At 70.8% G+C, this 14099-nt stretch carries 14 protein-coding genes; 8 read left to right on the forward strand and 6 right to left on the reverse strand.

The window, feature by feature from the left end:
- Positions 1–2: 2 nt before the first annotated feature.
- From CHC09_RS19040 to CHC09_RS19065, 6 genes are read left to right on the forward strand one after another with little or no spacing between them, the layout of a single operon-like run.
- The gene (locus CHC09_RS19040; protein ID WP_089294473.1) at positions 3–1214 is read left to right on the forward strand and encodes an aromatic ring-hydroxylating dioxygenase subunit alpha; all 1212 of its coding nucleotides are present in this window, start codon (positions 3–5) and stop codon (positions 1212–1214) included.
- A complete protein-coding gene (locus tag CHC09_RS19045) occupies positions 1211–1900 on the forward strand; it encodes a hypothetical protein (protein WP_089294474.1) in 690 nt (229 codons plus the stop codon). The genes CHC09_RS19040 and CHC09_RS19045 overlap by 4 nt, the downstream gene beginning before the upstream one ends.
- Positions 1900–2829: a hypothetical protein gene (locus tag CHC09_RS19050; RefSeq protein WP_089294475.1), complete on the forward strand. Its 930-nt coding sequence runs from the start codon at positions 1900–1902 to the stop codon at positions 2827–2829. Before CHC09_RS19045 ends, CHC09_RS19050 begins: the two co-directional genes overlap by 1 nt.
- 55 nt (positions 2830–2884) lie before the next feature.
- Positions 2885–3658, forward strand: coding sequence for an SDR family NAD(P)-dependent oxidoreductase (locus CHC09_RS19055; RefSeq protein ID WP_089294476.1), 774 nt, complete (start codon positions 2885–2887; stop codon positions 3656–3658).
- A gap of 2 nt (positions 3659–3660) precedes the next feature.
- Complete coding sequence (locus tag CHC09_RS19060; protein ID WP_089294477.1) at positions 3661–4302, forward strand: hypothetical protein; 642 nt, start codon at positions 3661–3663, stop codon at positions 4300–4302.
- The gene (locus tag CHC09_RS19065) at positions 4299–5042 is read left to right on the forward strand and encodes a maleate cis-trans isomerase family protein (protein WP_089294478.1); all 744 of its coding nucleotides are present in this window, start codon (positions 4299–4301) and stop codon (positions 5040–5042) included. The genes CHC09_RS19060 and CHC09_RS19065 overlap by 4 nt, the downstream gene beginning before the upstream one ends.
- Positions 5043–5068: 26 nt before the next feature.
- Here CHC09_RS19065 and CHC09_RS19070 read toward each other — a convergent pair whose 3' ends face one another.
- The gene (locus tag CHC09_RS19070) at positions 5069–5599 is read right to left on the reverse strand and encodes a macro domain-containing protein (RefSeq protein WP_089294479.1); all 531 of its coding nucleotides are present in this window, start codon (positions 5597–5599) and stop codon (positions 5069–5071) included.
- A gap of 96 nt (positions 5600–5695) precedes the next feature.
- On the reverse strand, positions 5696–6619 hold the full coding sequence (locus CHC09_RS19075; protein WP_239138714.1) for an SGNH/GDSL hydrolase family protein: 924 nt from the start codon (positions 6617–6619) through the stop codon (positions 5696–5698).
- Here CHC09_RS19075 and CHC09_RS46365 point away from each other — a divergent pair.
- Complete coding sequence (locus tag CHC09_RS46365; protein ID WP_179277161.1) at positions 6618–6839, forward strand: hypothetical protein; 222 nt, start codon at positions 6618–6620, stop codon at positions 6837–6839. The genes CHC09_RS19075 and CHC09_RS46365 overlap by 2 nt on opposite strands.
- A gap of 155 nt (positions 6840–6994) precedes the next feature.
- The gene (locus CHC09_RS45260; RefSeq protein WP_143232420.1) at positions 6995–8485 is read left to right on the forward strand and encodes a DUF4190 domain-containing protein; all 1491 of its coding nucleotides are present in this window, start codon (positions 6995–6997) and stop codon (positions 8483–8485) included.
- A gap of 92 nt (positions 8486–8577) precedes the next feature.
- Here the strand turns inward: CHC09_RS45260 and CHC09_RS19085 are convergent, their stop codons facing one another.
- The 4 genes from CHC09_RS19085 to CHC09_RS19100 are packed head-to-tail and all read right to left on the reverse strand — an operon-like array spanning position 8578 to position 14045.
- Positions 8578–9207 carry a neocarzinostatin apoprotein domain-containing protein gene (locus CHC09_RS19085; protein WP_089294482.1) on the reverse strand — a complete coding sequence of 210 codons (630 nt, stop codon included), beginning with the start codon at positions 9205–9207 and terminating at the stop codon, positions 8578–8580.
- A 20-nt stretch (positions 9208–9227) separates the two neighbouring features.
- Positions 9228–12014: an ABC transporter permease subunit gene (locus CHC09_RS19090; protein WP_089294483.1), complete on the reverse strand. Its 2787-nt coding sequence runs from the start codon at positions 12012–12014 to the stop codon at positions 9228–9230.
- Positions 12011–12736, reverse strand: coding sequence for an ABC transporter ATP-binding protein (locus CHC09_RS19095; RefSeq protein ID WP_089294484.1), 726 nt, complete (start codon positions 12734–12736; stop codon positions 12011–12013). The genes CHC09_RS19090 and CHC09_RS19095 overlap by 4 nt, the downstream gene beginning before the upstream one ends.
- Complete coding sequence (locus CHC09_RS19100; protein ID WP_089294485.1) at positions 12726–14045, reverse strand: type 1 periplasmic-binding domain-containing protein; 1320 nt, start codon at positions 14043–14045, stop codon at positions 12726–12728. Before CHC09_RS19100 ends, CHC09_RS19095 begins: the two co-directional genes overlap by 11 nt.
- Positions 14046–14099 lie beyond the last annotated feature (54 nt).

A 14099-nucleotide genomic window follows, 5' to 3' on the forward strand; every position in this document is an offset into this window, starting at 1 on the left:
CCATGCTCAAGAACTTCTGGTACGCGGTGGAGTTCGCCGACCGGGTCACCACCAAGCCGGCCCGGATCACGGTGCTCGGGCAGCACCTCGCCATCTATCGGACGCCGAAGCAGGGGCGGGTCGTCGCGCTGAGCGACCTCTGCGTGCACCGCGGGGCCGCGCTCTCCGGCGGCTGGCTCAAGGACGACAAGATCGTCTGCCCGTACCACGGCTGGGAGTACGAACCGGACGGGCAGTGCAGCAGGATCCCGGCGAACCTGCCGGGGCGGGGCATCCCGCGGAAGGCCCGGGTCGACTCGTACCCCGTACAGGAGAGGTATGGGTTCGTCTGGGTCTTTCTCGGGGATCTGCCCGAGGAGGAACGCCCGCCGCTGCCGATCTGGCCGGAGTTCGACGAGCTGGTGGAGAACGGCGGCAGGTTCCGCGCGGTGACCGGCGAGTTCCTGTGGAACGCCAACTACGAGCGGATCCTGGAGAACGGCTGCGACATCGCGCACGCGCCGTTCGTACACGCCGGCCGGTTCGGCAACCCGGAGATGCCGGAGGTTCCGGACTACGAGGTGGAGAGCCCGGACGAATGGTCCGCGTTCGCCACGGTCGACCTGCACCCGCCGAAGCCCTCGGGCATCTGGGGCAAGTTCGGCCGGCTCGTCGGCAACGACCTGAAGAAGCGGCCGCCGGTCACCACCTCGGCCGGCTGGATGCTGCCCAACATGATCAAGCTGCACGTGCGGCTGCCGATCGGCGACATGGTCATCTACGACACGAACATCCCCATCGACGAGACGCACACGCTGGTCAAGTGGGTCGCGTTGCGCACGTTCTTCACCGGCAGGTGGGCCGACCGGGACGCGATCAACCGGACGCTGCGGATCTTCTACGAGGACGCGGCGGTGGTGGACAAGGTCCGGCCCGAACTGCTGCCGTTCGACCTCGGCGCGGAGCTGCACATCAAGAGCGACATGATCGCCGTGCACTACCGGCGCCGCCGCCAGGAGCTGGCCGAGAAGGGCTGGCTGCTCAACGAGGAGGACTTCATCACCGGAGACGTGCCCCGGCGCACGGCGACCGTGATCCCCTCGCCCGCGCGGCGGGAGAACCCGGAGCTGGCGCGGGCCTGGGTGCACAAGGCTCGCGGCGAGCACCCGAGCGTGGCGGCCGCGCAGCTGATGAACCCGTCTCCGTCCGATGAAGCCACCGAGGAGTCCCCGTGAGTCTGCCCGCCGAGCTCTCCGACATCACCCTTCTCAAGATCCTGGACAGGTTCCCGCTGGAGATCGCGGACGATCGGGAGCTGACCTCGCCGATGAGCCCGGCCCCGGTCGGCCGGATCCGGATCTGGCGCGGCACCGGTACGGTCGTCAAGCTCGTCAACGTGTCGCTGGTCGTCCCGCCGATCGGCCTGGACAGCCACATGATCTTCGCCTTCACCGATCCCTCCTCGGGCGTCCCGCACTTCACCCTGGACTCCGTCGCCAACGGGGAGAACTACGCCTTCCACCTCGACCTGATCCCGCGGATCGACCTGGCGACCTCGCTCGGCTACCTGGATCAGGTCTACGAGCCGCTCACCGTCCTCTACCAGGAGGTTCGCGACCGTGAGGGCCTCACACCGGCCCACCTGAGCCCCCGGCAGTACGCGCTCATGTCGCCGTGGATGCAGGTGTTCCGGGCGACCGCCGAGGCCTTCACCGGCATCGGCGACGCCGTGGACATCTACTTCACGCACTGGGCCGGCCTGGTCGAGACCGGGGTCAAGGCGGACGGGACCGCCGAACGCGACGCCGCCCACCGGGCGCTGCTGTTCAGCCCGGAGATCGACCCCGTCTGGCAGCAGACCGTCCGGCTCCTCGGCGAAGAGCAGAGCGAGTCGGTCCGCAACGAACTGGTGCGCAACTGATGTCCACACCGGAGCCGAGCGCCTGGCAGCAGCGCATCGCCGGCGAGTGGCACGGGCGGCCGTCGCTCTTCGACCACACCGGCACCTGGTGCGGCTACGAGGAGATCCGGCGGTCCTCCGACCACGTCGACGGGGTCACCACCTACCGGATGGACGGTGGCCTGGTCGGCGGCGGGCACCTCGCGGGCCGGTTCCGGCTCGGGGCGCCGTTCTCGTTCGGCGTGATCGACTCGGACGCGAACCGGGTCTACACCGGGCCGGACTTCTTCGGCACCGGGCAGCCCTACGGTTCGTTCGTCGACTCGCACTACTACGGGCCCGGCTGGCAGGTCGACCTGAACACCTGGAACCAGGTGCTGCCGGACGGCGAGACCCAGGTCTACTCGTCCGTGCTCCACCAGGGCTGGGCGGTGGTGGGCTGCTTCAACGGCGTCTACACCCGGGTGCCCGCGCGCGTCGGCGACCTGATCGAGGCGGAGACCCGGAACGGGCCGGTGCCCTACATCCTGCCGACCAAGCAGGCCGGCCGCTTCGCCGGGGAGTGCGAGCTGTGGGGCGCGGACCAGAAGCTGCGCGGAACGGTCGCGGTCGCCATCACCCTGGAACCCATCGATTTGCTGCGCACCCGCCGGGTGGTCTCCTGGCGCGGTTCGGGACTTGAGCGTACGTACGCGGTGGAGACCCGCCGGGACGGCAACCGGCTGTTCTTCGAGGGCCCCGACGCGTACGGGAATGCGATCGGTTTCGGACGGGCCTCGTTCTCGTCCCTGCACTTCACGGACGTCTGGAAGGTCAAGGGCCGGGAGTTCACACTCGACGCCACGCCCGGGATGTCGGCCGGTGGGCGGCTGTCGGTCGTGTACGAGCTCTTCGACGGCGGCGACCTCGACTCGGTGCTGCACGGGGTGCTGGCGTGGACCCCGTCATGACCGGCTGCACCGCAGCGAAGCAAGGGCCAGGAGGGCATGACATGGAAGGCTCAGAATGACCGGGCCTGTGGTCGTGGTGACCGGCGGTACGCGCGGAATCGGTCAAGGGCTGGTCCGCGCGTTCACCGAGGCCGGGGCGTCGGTAGCCTTCTGCGGTCGCTCGGACGCGTCGGTGCAGGGGGCCGGCGCGCCCGGCGGCGCGCTCGGAGTCGTCGCCGACGTGACGAACCGCAACGACGTACGCAAGCTGTGGGATGCCGTCGCGGACCGTTTCGGGCGCGTCGACATCTGGGTCAACAACGCCGGCCTCTCCACCTCGCGGCGGAAACTCTGGGAACTGGACCCGGCCGAGATCGACGCCGTCGTCGACGTCAACCTGCGCGGAACCCTGCAGGCGAGCGCGGTGGTGCTGGAGGCGATGCTGGCGCAGGGGCACGGCGCGCTCTGGAACATGGAGGGGCTCGGGTCGAACGGGCAGATCGTCGCCGGGCTGACGCCCTACGGAGCGACGAAGCGCGGCCTGACCTACGCGACGAAGGCGATGGCCAAGGAACTCGCCGGCACCCCGGTGACGGTCGGGCTGCTCTCCCCCGGGATGGTGGTGACCGACCTGCTCACCCGGGACTATTCGCCCGAGGAGCTGGAGCAGGCCAGGAAGATCTTCAACATCCTCGCCGACCGGGTCGAGACGGTGACACCGTGGCTCGCCGCGAAGGTCCTGGCCGGGGTCAAGAACGGCGGGCGGGTGGCGTGGCTGACCAACCGTAAGGCCGCGTACCGGTTCGCGACCGCCGCGTTCCGCAGGCGCGACCTGTTCGCGGGGACGTGACCATGGAGTACCCCGTGGTCCTGGCGCTCGAGGACTTCGTGCCGGTGCTTCTCGGGTCGATCGGGTTCGCACTGCTCGGCCGGCTGGCACCCACCCCGCCGGCCCGCCGGGCCGGGATGGCCGGGGCGGTGCTCATCGGCCTCGGTGGCGTGGCGAAGTGCGTGTGGAAACTGGTCTACGCGGCCGGCGCCGGCGACCTCGTGCTCCTGGAACAGTCGTTGTTCCCGCTGATGGCGGCCGGGGCGGTCCTGCTCGCCTGGTCGCTGGCGGTGACCATCCGGCGCGGGCGTCGTACCCACGTCTGGCCCTTCGCCGCCGCCTACGCCGCCGGCCTCGCCGCATCGGTGGCGTCCGGCAGCCTTCATCCGATCTTCGTGGTCGCCACGTTCGGGGTGACCGCGGTCAGCGTGCTCGGCGCGATCGTCGCCGGCCGGCACCGGCAGTGGTGGGCGGTGTCGCTCTTCGTCCTCGGGCTGGTGCTGGTCACATCGCTGGTGCCGCTGCGGCAGTCGCCGAAGCACGAGACCCTCGCCTACCAGTGGCTCGAACAGTCGCTGAACACCTCCGCCCAGGCCCTGCTGCTGATCGCGGCTCTACTGACCCTGCGAGCCTCCTCCGTCGTGAAAGTGGGAGAACCGGTATGACCGACGCCCTCGGGTGGCGCCGCAAGTTCGGCGTGATCGCCCCCTCCACCAACACGATCGTCGAGCCGGACTTCTACGCGATGACCGTGCCCGGCGTGACCGCGCACTTCTCCCGCATCCACATCCGCAACCAGGACCTCTCTGACGACGCCAACTTCGAGAACCTGCTGGTCCAGATCCGCGGCGAGATCGGCTTCGCGTGCGAACGGGTGCTCACCTGCGAGCCGGACTACATGGTGATGGGCATGTCCGCCGAGACGTTCTGGGGCGGCGTGGAGGGCAACCGCGAATTCGTCGCCCAGATCAAGCAGATCACCGGGCTGGACGTCGCCACCGGCGCGGAGGCCTGCGAGCGGGCCCTCAAGCTCTACGGCGCCCGCAGGATCGGGGTGGTCACCCCGTACCAGCCGGTCGGCGACGCCAACGTGGTCCGCTTCTTCGGCGAGATCGGCTTCGAGGTCACCGCCATCGAGGGTCTCAAGTGCCCCACCGCGGTCTCGATCGCCCACGTCACCGAGGAGGAGTTGCGCTCGGCGATCCTCGCGGTCAACGGCCCGGACGTCGACGCCATCGTGCAGTGCGGCACCAACCTGTCCATGGTCGGGCTGGCCGACGAGGCCGAACGGTGGCTCGGCAAGCCGGTCATCGCGATCAACGCGGCGACGTGGTGGATGGCGCTGCGCGAGAACGGCATTCACGACAAGGTCTACAACGCGGGAAGCCTCCTCCGCGACCACTGACCCACCCCGCAGCGGCCGCCTTCCCCTCAGGAAGGCAGGTCGTAGACGATCGTGGGGACGTCGCGGGCGCAGAGGGTGGCCAGGATCAGCGGCTCGACCTCGGACCAGGTGCCGCCGGCCAGGCCACAGCCGATGCGCGGCATGTGCACCGAGGCCCCGCGGGCGCGGGCCTGGTCGGTCAGGGTGGTCAGGCCCTCACGGATCGCGTCGTAGCGGACCGGTGGGCCGCCGTCGGGCTCGTAACCCGTGCTGGTGCGCAGACCGCGCTCGGTGGTGATGCCGTGCTGGCCGACCAGGTTGGCGACCCACAGCTCCGGGCCGACCGCGACCATCTGGACAGCGCCGAGGCGGAAAGCGGCGGTGTCCCGCTCCACCGCGTCGGCTGAGTCGCGGTGCCAGCGGCGGAACTCCCGCTCGGGCGAGGGCCAGCGGCGGGAGATCGCCTGGACGATGCCGCGGCCCCAGGCACCGAGGTCGTTGCAGACATGCGCGATGATCCGCGGCCCGTCACCGACGGGATCGGTGGCATCGCCCTCGACGAAGATCAAGTTCCGCATGCCGCGATGCTAGGTCAAGGGTCCGACAAGAATCGCCTCGAATACGGATGGCGGTCACCGTGGACCGGAGGTCGCGCATCCTGGAGACTCCGCCGGTCAGCGGTTGAGGCGGTCGGGGTCGAAGGTGACCCATTCGGTGGTGGTGACGGTGCGGGTCACGTAGCGGCCGTCGACCCGAACCTTGCGCGTCGCGGTCCTCGGACGTCTGGCCTGCCAGGCCCAGACCTTGGCGGGCCCGCCGGGGACGGTCGTCGTGACGAGGTTCCGCTGGTACCAGCGGCAGTCGAAGTAGGCGCTCCACGCCGGTCCGGGATCGCCGTCGACGAGGTGACAGAAGTTTCCGCGGGTGGCCGTATAAGGATCATCGGGCCCGGCTGGGCTGAGGCCATAGACGTGGGCCAGCGCCCGGTACCAGTTCCAGGACATCTTGGCGTAGCCGAAGTCGTTGGGATGCAGTCCGTCGCGGATGTCGATGCCTTTGACCGTGCTCTGGTCGACGAGGTGCACGCGGGTGCCCTTGGCGGCCACGATGCCGGGCACCTCGGCGTTGTAGGCCTCGGTGCGGCTCTGCTGCGAGGCCCGCGAGGCGGACCTGGTGCCGGTGATCTCCGCGACGAAGATCTCGGCCGCTGGAGCCGCCGCCTCGATCTGGTCGATCAACGCGGACAGCCGGTCGGTGGCCCCCACCCCGCCCGCTTCGGTGCGCAGGTCATTGGTGCCGATCTGCAGCAGGACCGCATCCGGCCGGTAGGCGGCCAGCAAGCCGTTCGCCTGCTCGGCAACGCTCGCGATCGTCCAGCCGGAGTGGCCCTCGTGATCGAGGTCCACGGTCGCCGGATCGCCGTCACGCCGCGAACCGACGACGCCGAGGTTCGCGGCGGCCGGATCGCCGTTGTGCTGCAAACCGACAACGCCGAGGTTCGCGGCGGCCGGATCGCCGTTGTGCTGCGAACCGACGAAGTCGACGTTCAGGCCGGCGGCGGTGAGCCGTTTCTGTAGGTCGATCCGGTATGAGTTCATGCTGACCGACCCGATGCCCATCGTTATGGAGTCGCCCAACGGCATGATCCGAAGCGGCGGCGCCACCATGCTCCTCGCAGACGCGGGAGAGGCGCCGGTGATGACGGCGGCAACGGCGCATAGGGCGCTCAGAACGAGGAAGATCACGATCATGACATCGGGCGAGGTACAGCCCCTGCTTAGCGCCATCGCCGCCAATCACCATTCTGGGTATTTATAGAACTATTTGCCCGGTATGGCGACTGCGGGGAAGGTATCAGTCGACGGCTGTTGACCGGCCGCTGTATTTTCGGCGGCACACCGCGACCGAAGCCGTTGCCAAGTCGAGATTGACCCGGGACAGGTGTTGATCATGAATGTTGTTAACGTCCCAGCGTGAGCGATCAGCTGCCACCCCTCTCGCCCGACCCGGCTGCCGCGCCGCCGGCGTCCGATCCGACTCTGCCGGCCTTCCCCGCGCCGGCCGAGGCCGCCCCTACCGAGACCCTGCAAGCGGCGACTGCACCGGCCGACGCCGCACCTACCGAGTCTCTACAGACGGAGGCGGCCCCGGCCGACACCGCACCCACCGAGGCCCTGCAAGCGGAGACGGCCACGGCCGACGCCCCGCCCACCGAGGTCCTGCCGTCGGAAACAGCGTTGCCGACAGAGGCGATCGCTCGGCCCGCGTCGGAGGAGCCGGCGACGACCGCTTTCACCGAGCCGAACCCGACCTCCGTCTTCCCGGAGCCGAATCCGACCTCGCTCTACCCGGCGCCCGAACCGACAGCGCCGTACCCGGCGCCCGCCTTCCCGCCGCCGTCCTACAACCCACCCGGCCAGCCGACACCCGCTGCCCCGCAGGCGGCCTTCCCCGCACCCGGCTACCCTCCGGCGGCCCACCCCGCACCGGGTCAAGCTGTGCCGCCCTTCCCCGCACCTGGCCAAGCCGCACCGGCCTTCCCCGCACCGGGTCAAGCTGTGCCGCCCTTCCCCGCACCTGGCCAGGCCATGCCGCCCTTCCCCGCGCCTGGCCAAGCCGCGCCGGCCTACCCGCCCGCCGGGTATCCCGCACCGGGTTACCCGCCGGCACCGGGCTACCCGCCCGCCTACCCCGCTCCCGGCCAGGGCGTCCCGGGCTACCCGCCGGCCGGCTACCCCGCGCCGGGACAGGCAGCGCCCGGCTACCCACCGGCGGCCTATCCCGCCCCCGGCTACCCGCCGGCCCCGTACCCGGGCCAGCAGTTCGCGCCCGTCTTTCCCCCGGGCTACGCCCCGCCCGGCTACCCCAACCAGTCCACGGAGGTCAACCGGAACGCGATCATCGCGCTGGTCACCGGTCTGATCGGGCTCTTCCCGCTCGCCATCATCTTCGCCATCCTCGCGATCCGGCAGGTCAACCGCACCGGTGAGCGTGGCCGCGGTCTGGCGGTCGGCGGCATCCTCGCGGCCGGCGCCTGGCTGTACGCCCTCTCCATCGGCTTGTCCGCCTGGATGGAGATCGACGGCTTCAAATCCGCCAAGGACCAGTACACCCAGGTGGAGACGCAGCAGGCGAAGAACAGCCTCTATCCGGGTATCTGCATCGAGGAGATGTACGGTTCGGCCGCCGATCTGGAGACCGTGCCGTGCACGTCGCCCCACGAGGCCGAGGTGTACTCGGTCTTCACCCTGCCGGAGGGCAGTTTCCCCGGTGGATCGGCGGTGCGGGACCGGGTCGAGCAGAGCTGTGAGGGCGACTTCGAGCGCTACCGGTCCGGTGTGAACCGGGACCTGGAGGTCGAGTTCCTGTACCCGGATTCGGCGTCGACCTGGGTGTTCGACCGCGGGGTCGTCTGCATCGCGGTCGACCCGTCCGGCACGCGCACCGGTTCGATCTTCGACTGAGAGTTCGCCGGATCGGGGTCGTGGGGAAGGCCCCGCGCAAAGCCGCCCCCACGACCCTGAACCGCCCCCGGCCGGGAGACGGCCGGGGCGGGTCAGTGCCCCAACCGGCGCCGGCGGGCCGGCAGCATCGCGAGCAGTCCCAGGCCGGGCAGCAGCAGCGCGGTCCCGATCAGCGTCATGGTCGCCCACTCCATCCCGGGTCCGGTCTTGGGCAGCGAGTCGGAGGAGCCGGTGTCCGACCCGGTGGTCGCGGTGGGCGAGGTGGTGCTGGTCGAGCCGCTGCTGAAGGTGATCGCCACCTGCACCTTGTTCGCTTCGACGACGTCGTCCGGGTTGCTCGACGGCAGCAGCTGAGCGGCGATCACGCAGCCGCTGGTCCCGCACTTGTGGCCGCTGAACGTGGTGGCCAGCTTCAGCGTCACGGTCTTCGTCCTGCCGCTGCCGTCCGAGGAGACGAACTCGGCCCCGCCGGAGAGGTTGCAGTCGGTCGACGTGGACGGGTTCTTGACGCACTGTCCCAGCGCGATGTTCTCCAGGTTCTTGGTGAACCCGGTGCCGTAGACGGTGATCGTGTCACCGTTCTTCAGCCCGGTGGTCTTCGAGACGTGCAGCGTCGGTTTGGCCGCGGCCGGCGAGACGTCGAGGAAGACCACGCCCGCGGCGCAGACGATCCCGGCCGCCGCCGCGGCGGCCAGCCGGCGTGGGTGGATGGATCCGACCATCGAGATACCTCCAGAACTGGTCAGCCGGCCGGTTCGCCGGATCGGGCCACGGCAGCCTCGTCGGTGCCGAGATAGGACAGGACGACCGCGGGGTGGGCGCGGACCTCGTCGGGGGTCCCGGCCGCGATCACCCGCCCCGCGTCCATCGCGATCAGCCGGTCCGCGACCCGGGACAGCAGCGGCAGGTCGTGTTCGATGACCAGCACGGTGGTGCCGAGTTCGGCGCGGACCCGGAGCAGGAGTTCGCCGAGGGCGACCCCGTCGGACTGGGTGAGCCCGGACGACGGCTCGTCGAGCAGCAGCAGCCGTGGCCGCAGCGTGAGCAGGCAGCAGAGCTCCACGATCCGGCGGGTTCCGGTGGAGAGCTCCCCCACCGGCCGGTTCGCGATCGTGGCGAGGCCCATCGCCGCCAGGGCGGCTTCGGCCCGTTCGGCTTTCGCGGCCTCCGGCCGGTCGGCGCCGAGAAGATCTTCGGCGAGGCGCGACGGGGCGGTCCCCTCCGCGGCGATCATGACACTTTCCCGTACGGTCCTCGCCGGGAAGAGCCGCGCGTCCTGGAACGACCGGACGAGCCCGCTCCTCGCCCGTCGTTCCGGCGTCCACCGCGTGACGTCGCGCCCCTGGTAGCGCACCGATCCACCGTCGGCCCGGGTGAATCCGGCGAGGATCTCGAAGAGCGTGGTCTTCCCGGCCCCGTTCGGCCCGATGATCCCGACGATCTCGCCCTCGGCGACGGTGAACGTCGCGTTCCGCACGGCGTGCACCCCGCCGAACGACCGCCGGACGCCGGCGACTTCGAGCAGCGGTCCCGGCCCTTCGGCCGGCTCCAGCCGCTTCACCGGTAGTTCCCGCACCTGCCAGTGCCCCCGTGCGCCGGAGTCGTCCGGCTCTTCCGAGGGGTAGCCCGGCCAAGCCGGGTGGGAGGACGGCGGGTCCGAGGAAGAGCCTGGTGATCCTGAGGAGACTCCGGGTGGGGCCACCGCAGGGGTGCGACGCCATCGCGGAAGCCGGGAAGCGGCGGCGGCCAGCAGGCCACCGAGTCCTTCGGGAAGGAAGATGACGATCAGCAGCCAGGCCAGGGTGAGGACCGCCTGACCGGCGATGCCGAGCGGGACGAGCGCGGGCAGGCCGACGATCACCAGCGCGCCCAGCAGGGCACCACCGGGCCGGGCGAGGCCGCCGACCACGGCCAGGGCGACCACGTCGATGCTGGCGGCGGCCGGGAACGTGTTGACGCCGAGCTGGGGCTGTCCGAAGCCGATCACCACGCCACCCAGGCCGGCCAGGGCGCCGGCTACGGCGTACACCTGCAATCGGCGTCGCGGCGCCGGGACCGTGAGGGCCCGGCCCGCCTCCTCGTTGTCGCGCAGCGCGAGCAGCAGGCGGCCGAAACCACCGCGGCGCAGCCGCGCGGTGATCCACCAGCCGAGGGCGAGCAGCACCAGCGCGAACAGGTAGTAGTCGGTGGCGACGCTGACCACGTAGTCGTGCCAGACCGGGTACGGCGTGGTCAGCCCGTCCCCGAGCAGCCAGTCCTGCCGCAGCAGCCAGCCGCTGGTCGCGAGCGCGAAGGCGAGCGTGGTGACGCCGAGCGCCACCCCGCGCAGCCGGAGCGCCGGGATGCCGACCAGGATCGACGTGACCGCGCCGGCCGCGCAGCCGGCGAGCACGCCGAGGAACAGGTTGCCGGTCGCCGAGGCGGTCCGGATCGCGGCCGCCGCGCCGATGCCGGCGAAGGCGAACTGGCCGAGGGAGAGCTCGCCGGCGATCCCGGTGACCAGCACCACGGAGAGCCCGACCAGCGCGTAGCCGCAGATCGTGGTGAGCACCGAGGCGGTCGAGTTGCTGACCACATAGGCGAGACCGGCACCGGCCACGGCGGCCACGGTCAGCGGGACTGCGAGGGAGGGTCCGGCCGCCGTGCGCGGCCACAGCGCCTGCTCCGACCGGCGGCCGGGCTGCCGTTGCCGGAGCAGCGAGATCAGGATCGCGACGCCGAGCACCACGTCGACGAACCCGGCGGTCTCTCCCCGGGCGAGCAGCGCCTGTTCCAGGACGCCGACCGCGACGGATGCGCAGAACGCGATCGGCAGTGAGCTCATCCGGGCGATCACCGCGCCGGCCAGGCCGCGCAGCAGCAGCTCCGGGCCGAGCGACTCGATCGACTGCACGCCCTGGGTGGGGGTGAGCAGGATCGACGAGAACGCCGCGACGCCGCCGGCGACGGCCCAGGCCAGGCTGGTCATCCGGGGTGCGGGTACACCGTTGACGGTCGCCGCGTCCGGGTGGTCGGCGGCGGCCCGGATCGCGATGCCGTAGCGGGTGCGGCGCAGGAAGAACGCCAGGACGGCGAGGAGCACCGGGGTGAGCAGCAGCATCGCGGTGAGCGACGAGCCGACGGCGGTGGTGCCGATGGTGAAGGCGGGCAGGCCGGGCGGTTTCGGGTAGGTGCTGCCGGAGAAGCTGTCCCGGTCCACGAGCAGGGCCAGGACCAGGATGAACTGGGAGAGGCCGAGGGTGGCGATCATGCCGATCACCCGTGGCCGGTCGCTGAGCCGGCGCACGACGGTCATCTCGGTGCCGGCGGCGAGGGCGCCCGCGACCGCGATGGCGATCGGGAAGGCGATCCAGTAGTTCAGGCCGTCGGTGAGCCGGGCCAGGACGGCGGCGCCGAAGACGCCGATGGCGCCGTGTGCGAAGTTGACGAAGCGGCTCGATCGGTAGGCCAGGACGAGACCGACCGCGAGCAGCCCGTAGGTGAGACCGGTGAAGAGACCGACGGCCAGGTGCTCGAAGCCCCACATCATGCGTGCCCTCCGAGGACGAGCCGGCGGGCGAGGTCGGGAGCGGCGCGCAGTTCCTCGGGCGTGTGCGCGGCGATGATCGTCCCGTGCTCCATGAAGAGCAGCCGGTCGGCGACCGACATCGCCACGTTCACCGACTGCTCGATCAGCAGGGTGGCGACCCCGGCCGCGGCCAGCCGGCGGACCAGTTCGAGCAGGCCGCCGACGACGACCGGGGCGAGTCCGAGGGAGAACTCGTCGATCAGCAGCAGGGTGGGCCGCTGGATCAGGGTCTTCGCGAGGACCAGCATCTGCCGCTCGCCGCCGGAGAGGTTGGCGGCGGGCTGGTCGGCGCGGGCGGCCAGCCGGGGGAAGACCGCGAGGGCACCGTCCACCACGGTCTCCACCCGGTCGTCGTCGCGGCCGTTGGGGTAGGCGTGCACGCGCAGGTTGTCGCGGACCGAGAGGGTGCCGAACGCCTGCTGCCCGAGGACTGTGGACATGCCGAGCCTGACCCGTTTCGGTCCGGGGAGTGAGGTGATGTCGACTCCGTTCAGCCGCACCGTGCCGGCGCTCGGCCCGGTCAGGCCGGCGAGCATGCGGACCAGGGTGGACTTGCCGACGCCGTTCGGGCCGCAGAGCGCGACCGTCTCGCCCCGGCGGACCGTCAGGTCGATGCCGAACAGCACCTGGATCGCGCCGTATCCGCCGGCGAGTCCGGTCACCTCGAGGACGTCATTCGCCAAGGCGGGTCACCGGGCCCTCGTAGGTGAAGCAGGGGCAGGCGCTGTCGTACTTGAGCACCCGGTATCCGGTCCCGGCCGCGTGCCCGGTGCCGGTGATCCCGCCGAACCCGGCCGCCGTCCTGAATCCCGTTCCCGGTACGGCGTTCGCCCAGGTCGTGGCGTTGAGGTCGCCCCCGAGGCCCTTCGCGCCGGCCTGCAGCAGCAGCGCCGCGTCGCAGTACCCGAACGCGACCCGCGCATTCTGCCGCTCCGCGAACGTGATGCCGGCGTCCGCGTAGATCCTCTGGCAGTTCTTCTCGGCGTCGGTGTCCGGAAATGACAGCTGACTGTCCGGCACGTCGTAGCCGGGGGCGAAGCCGACCCCGACCATGTCCCGGAGCGCGGCGACCGGGATCAGCCCCGGGTTGGCGACCATGAAGCTCGGGCTGTCGAAGGTGGAGACCCCGTAGCGGGCGGTGAAGCTCTGGGCCACCGCGGCGGTCATGAAGAACGGCGCGATACGGGCCCCGCCGAGGAAGAACACCCGGTCGATCCGCTTGCCCCGGAAGTTCACCGCGGCCTGACTGAGTCCGGTGTTCAGGCTGCTCAGCGACGTGGTGTCGATCCACGAGACGGTCACCGTGACGCCGGCCGCCTTTCCGAACGGCACCACCACGCTGTCATACGCGGCGTGGTTGGCGGGCGTGTCCGCGGCGACCAGGCCGGCACGGTCCCGTCCGTCGAAGAACTTCTGTTTCCGCAGGACGCCGAGGAACGAGGTGGTGAACGCGTCGTACTCCGGGAAGGAGGCGGTCCAGAGGTAGGGCGCGAGCTGGGTGAACGTGGCCCGGTCGTCGGCGATCAGGGTGGCGTCGAGCATCAGCGTCCGCCGCTGGGCGTAGCAGGGGCGGGCGTTGGCCTGCAACTGCCCGGTGAGCACCACCGCGAACGCCCGGTCGTCCTGGGTGATCTGGCTGCACAGGGTGGTCTCGGCGGCCGGGGAGTCGCTGCTCGCCTCGTACTCGCGGTAGACCGCGAGCAGCTTGCGACCGGCGATCCCGCCGTGCGCGTTGACGTACGCCTCGAGGGCCTTGACCTGCTCCGCCGGCTTGCCGACGTCGGGCTGCTTGAAGCCGGTCATCGAGGCGGTCTTGCCCAGGTCGGTACCGATGAACACGACCTTGACGGTGTCGCCGGTGACCCCGGGCCCGTCGCCGGCCGCCGAGGGCGCGTTCTGTCCGGGCATCAGCGCCCCGCAACTGGTGTACGCGAGCGTGGTGGCCAGCAGCACGACGCCGGCCCGGAACAGCAGTGGCCAGTCGGGTTTCATGCCGCCACCTCCGCTTCGCTCCGGCGTCGACATGAGCCAATGCCTGAGCCAACC

This window comes from Actinoplanes regularis (genome assembly GCF_900188005.1).
Classification (GTDB): Bacteria; Actinomycetota; Actinomycetes; order Mycobacteriales; family Micromonosporaceae; genus Actinoplanes; species Actinoplanes regularis.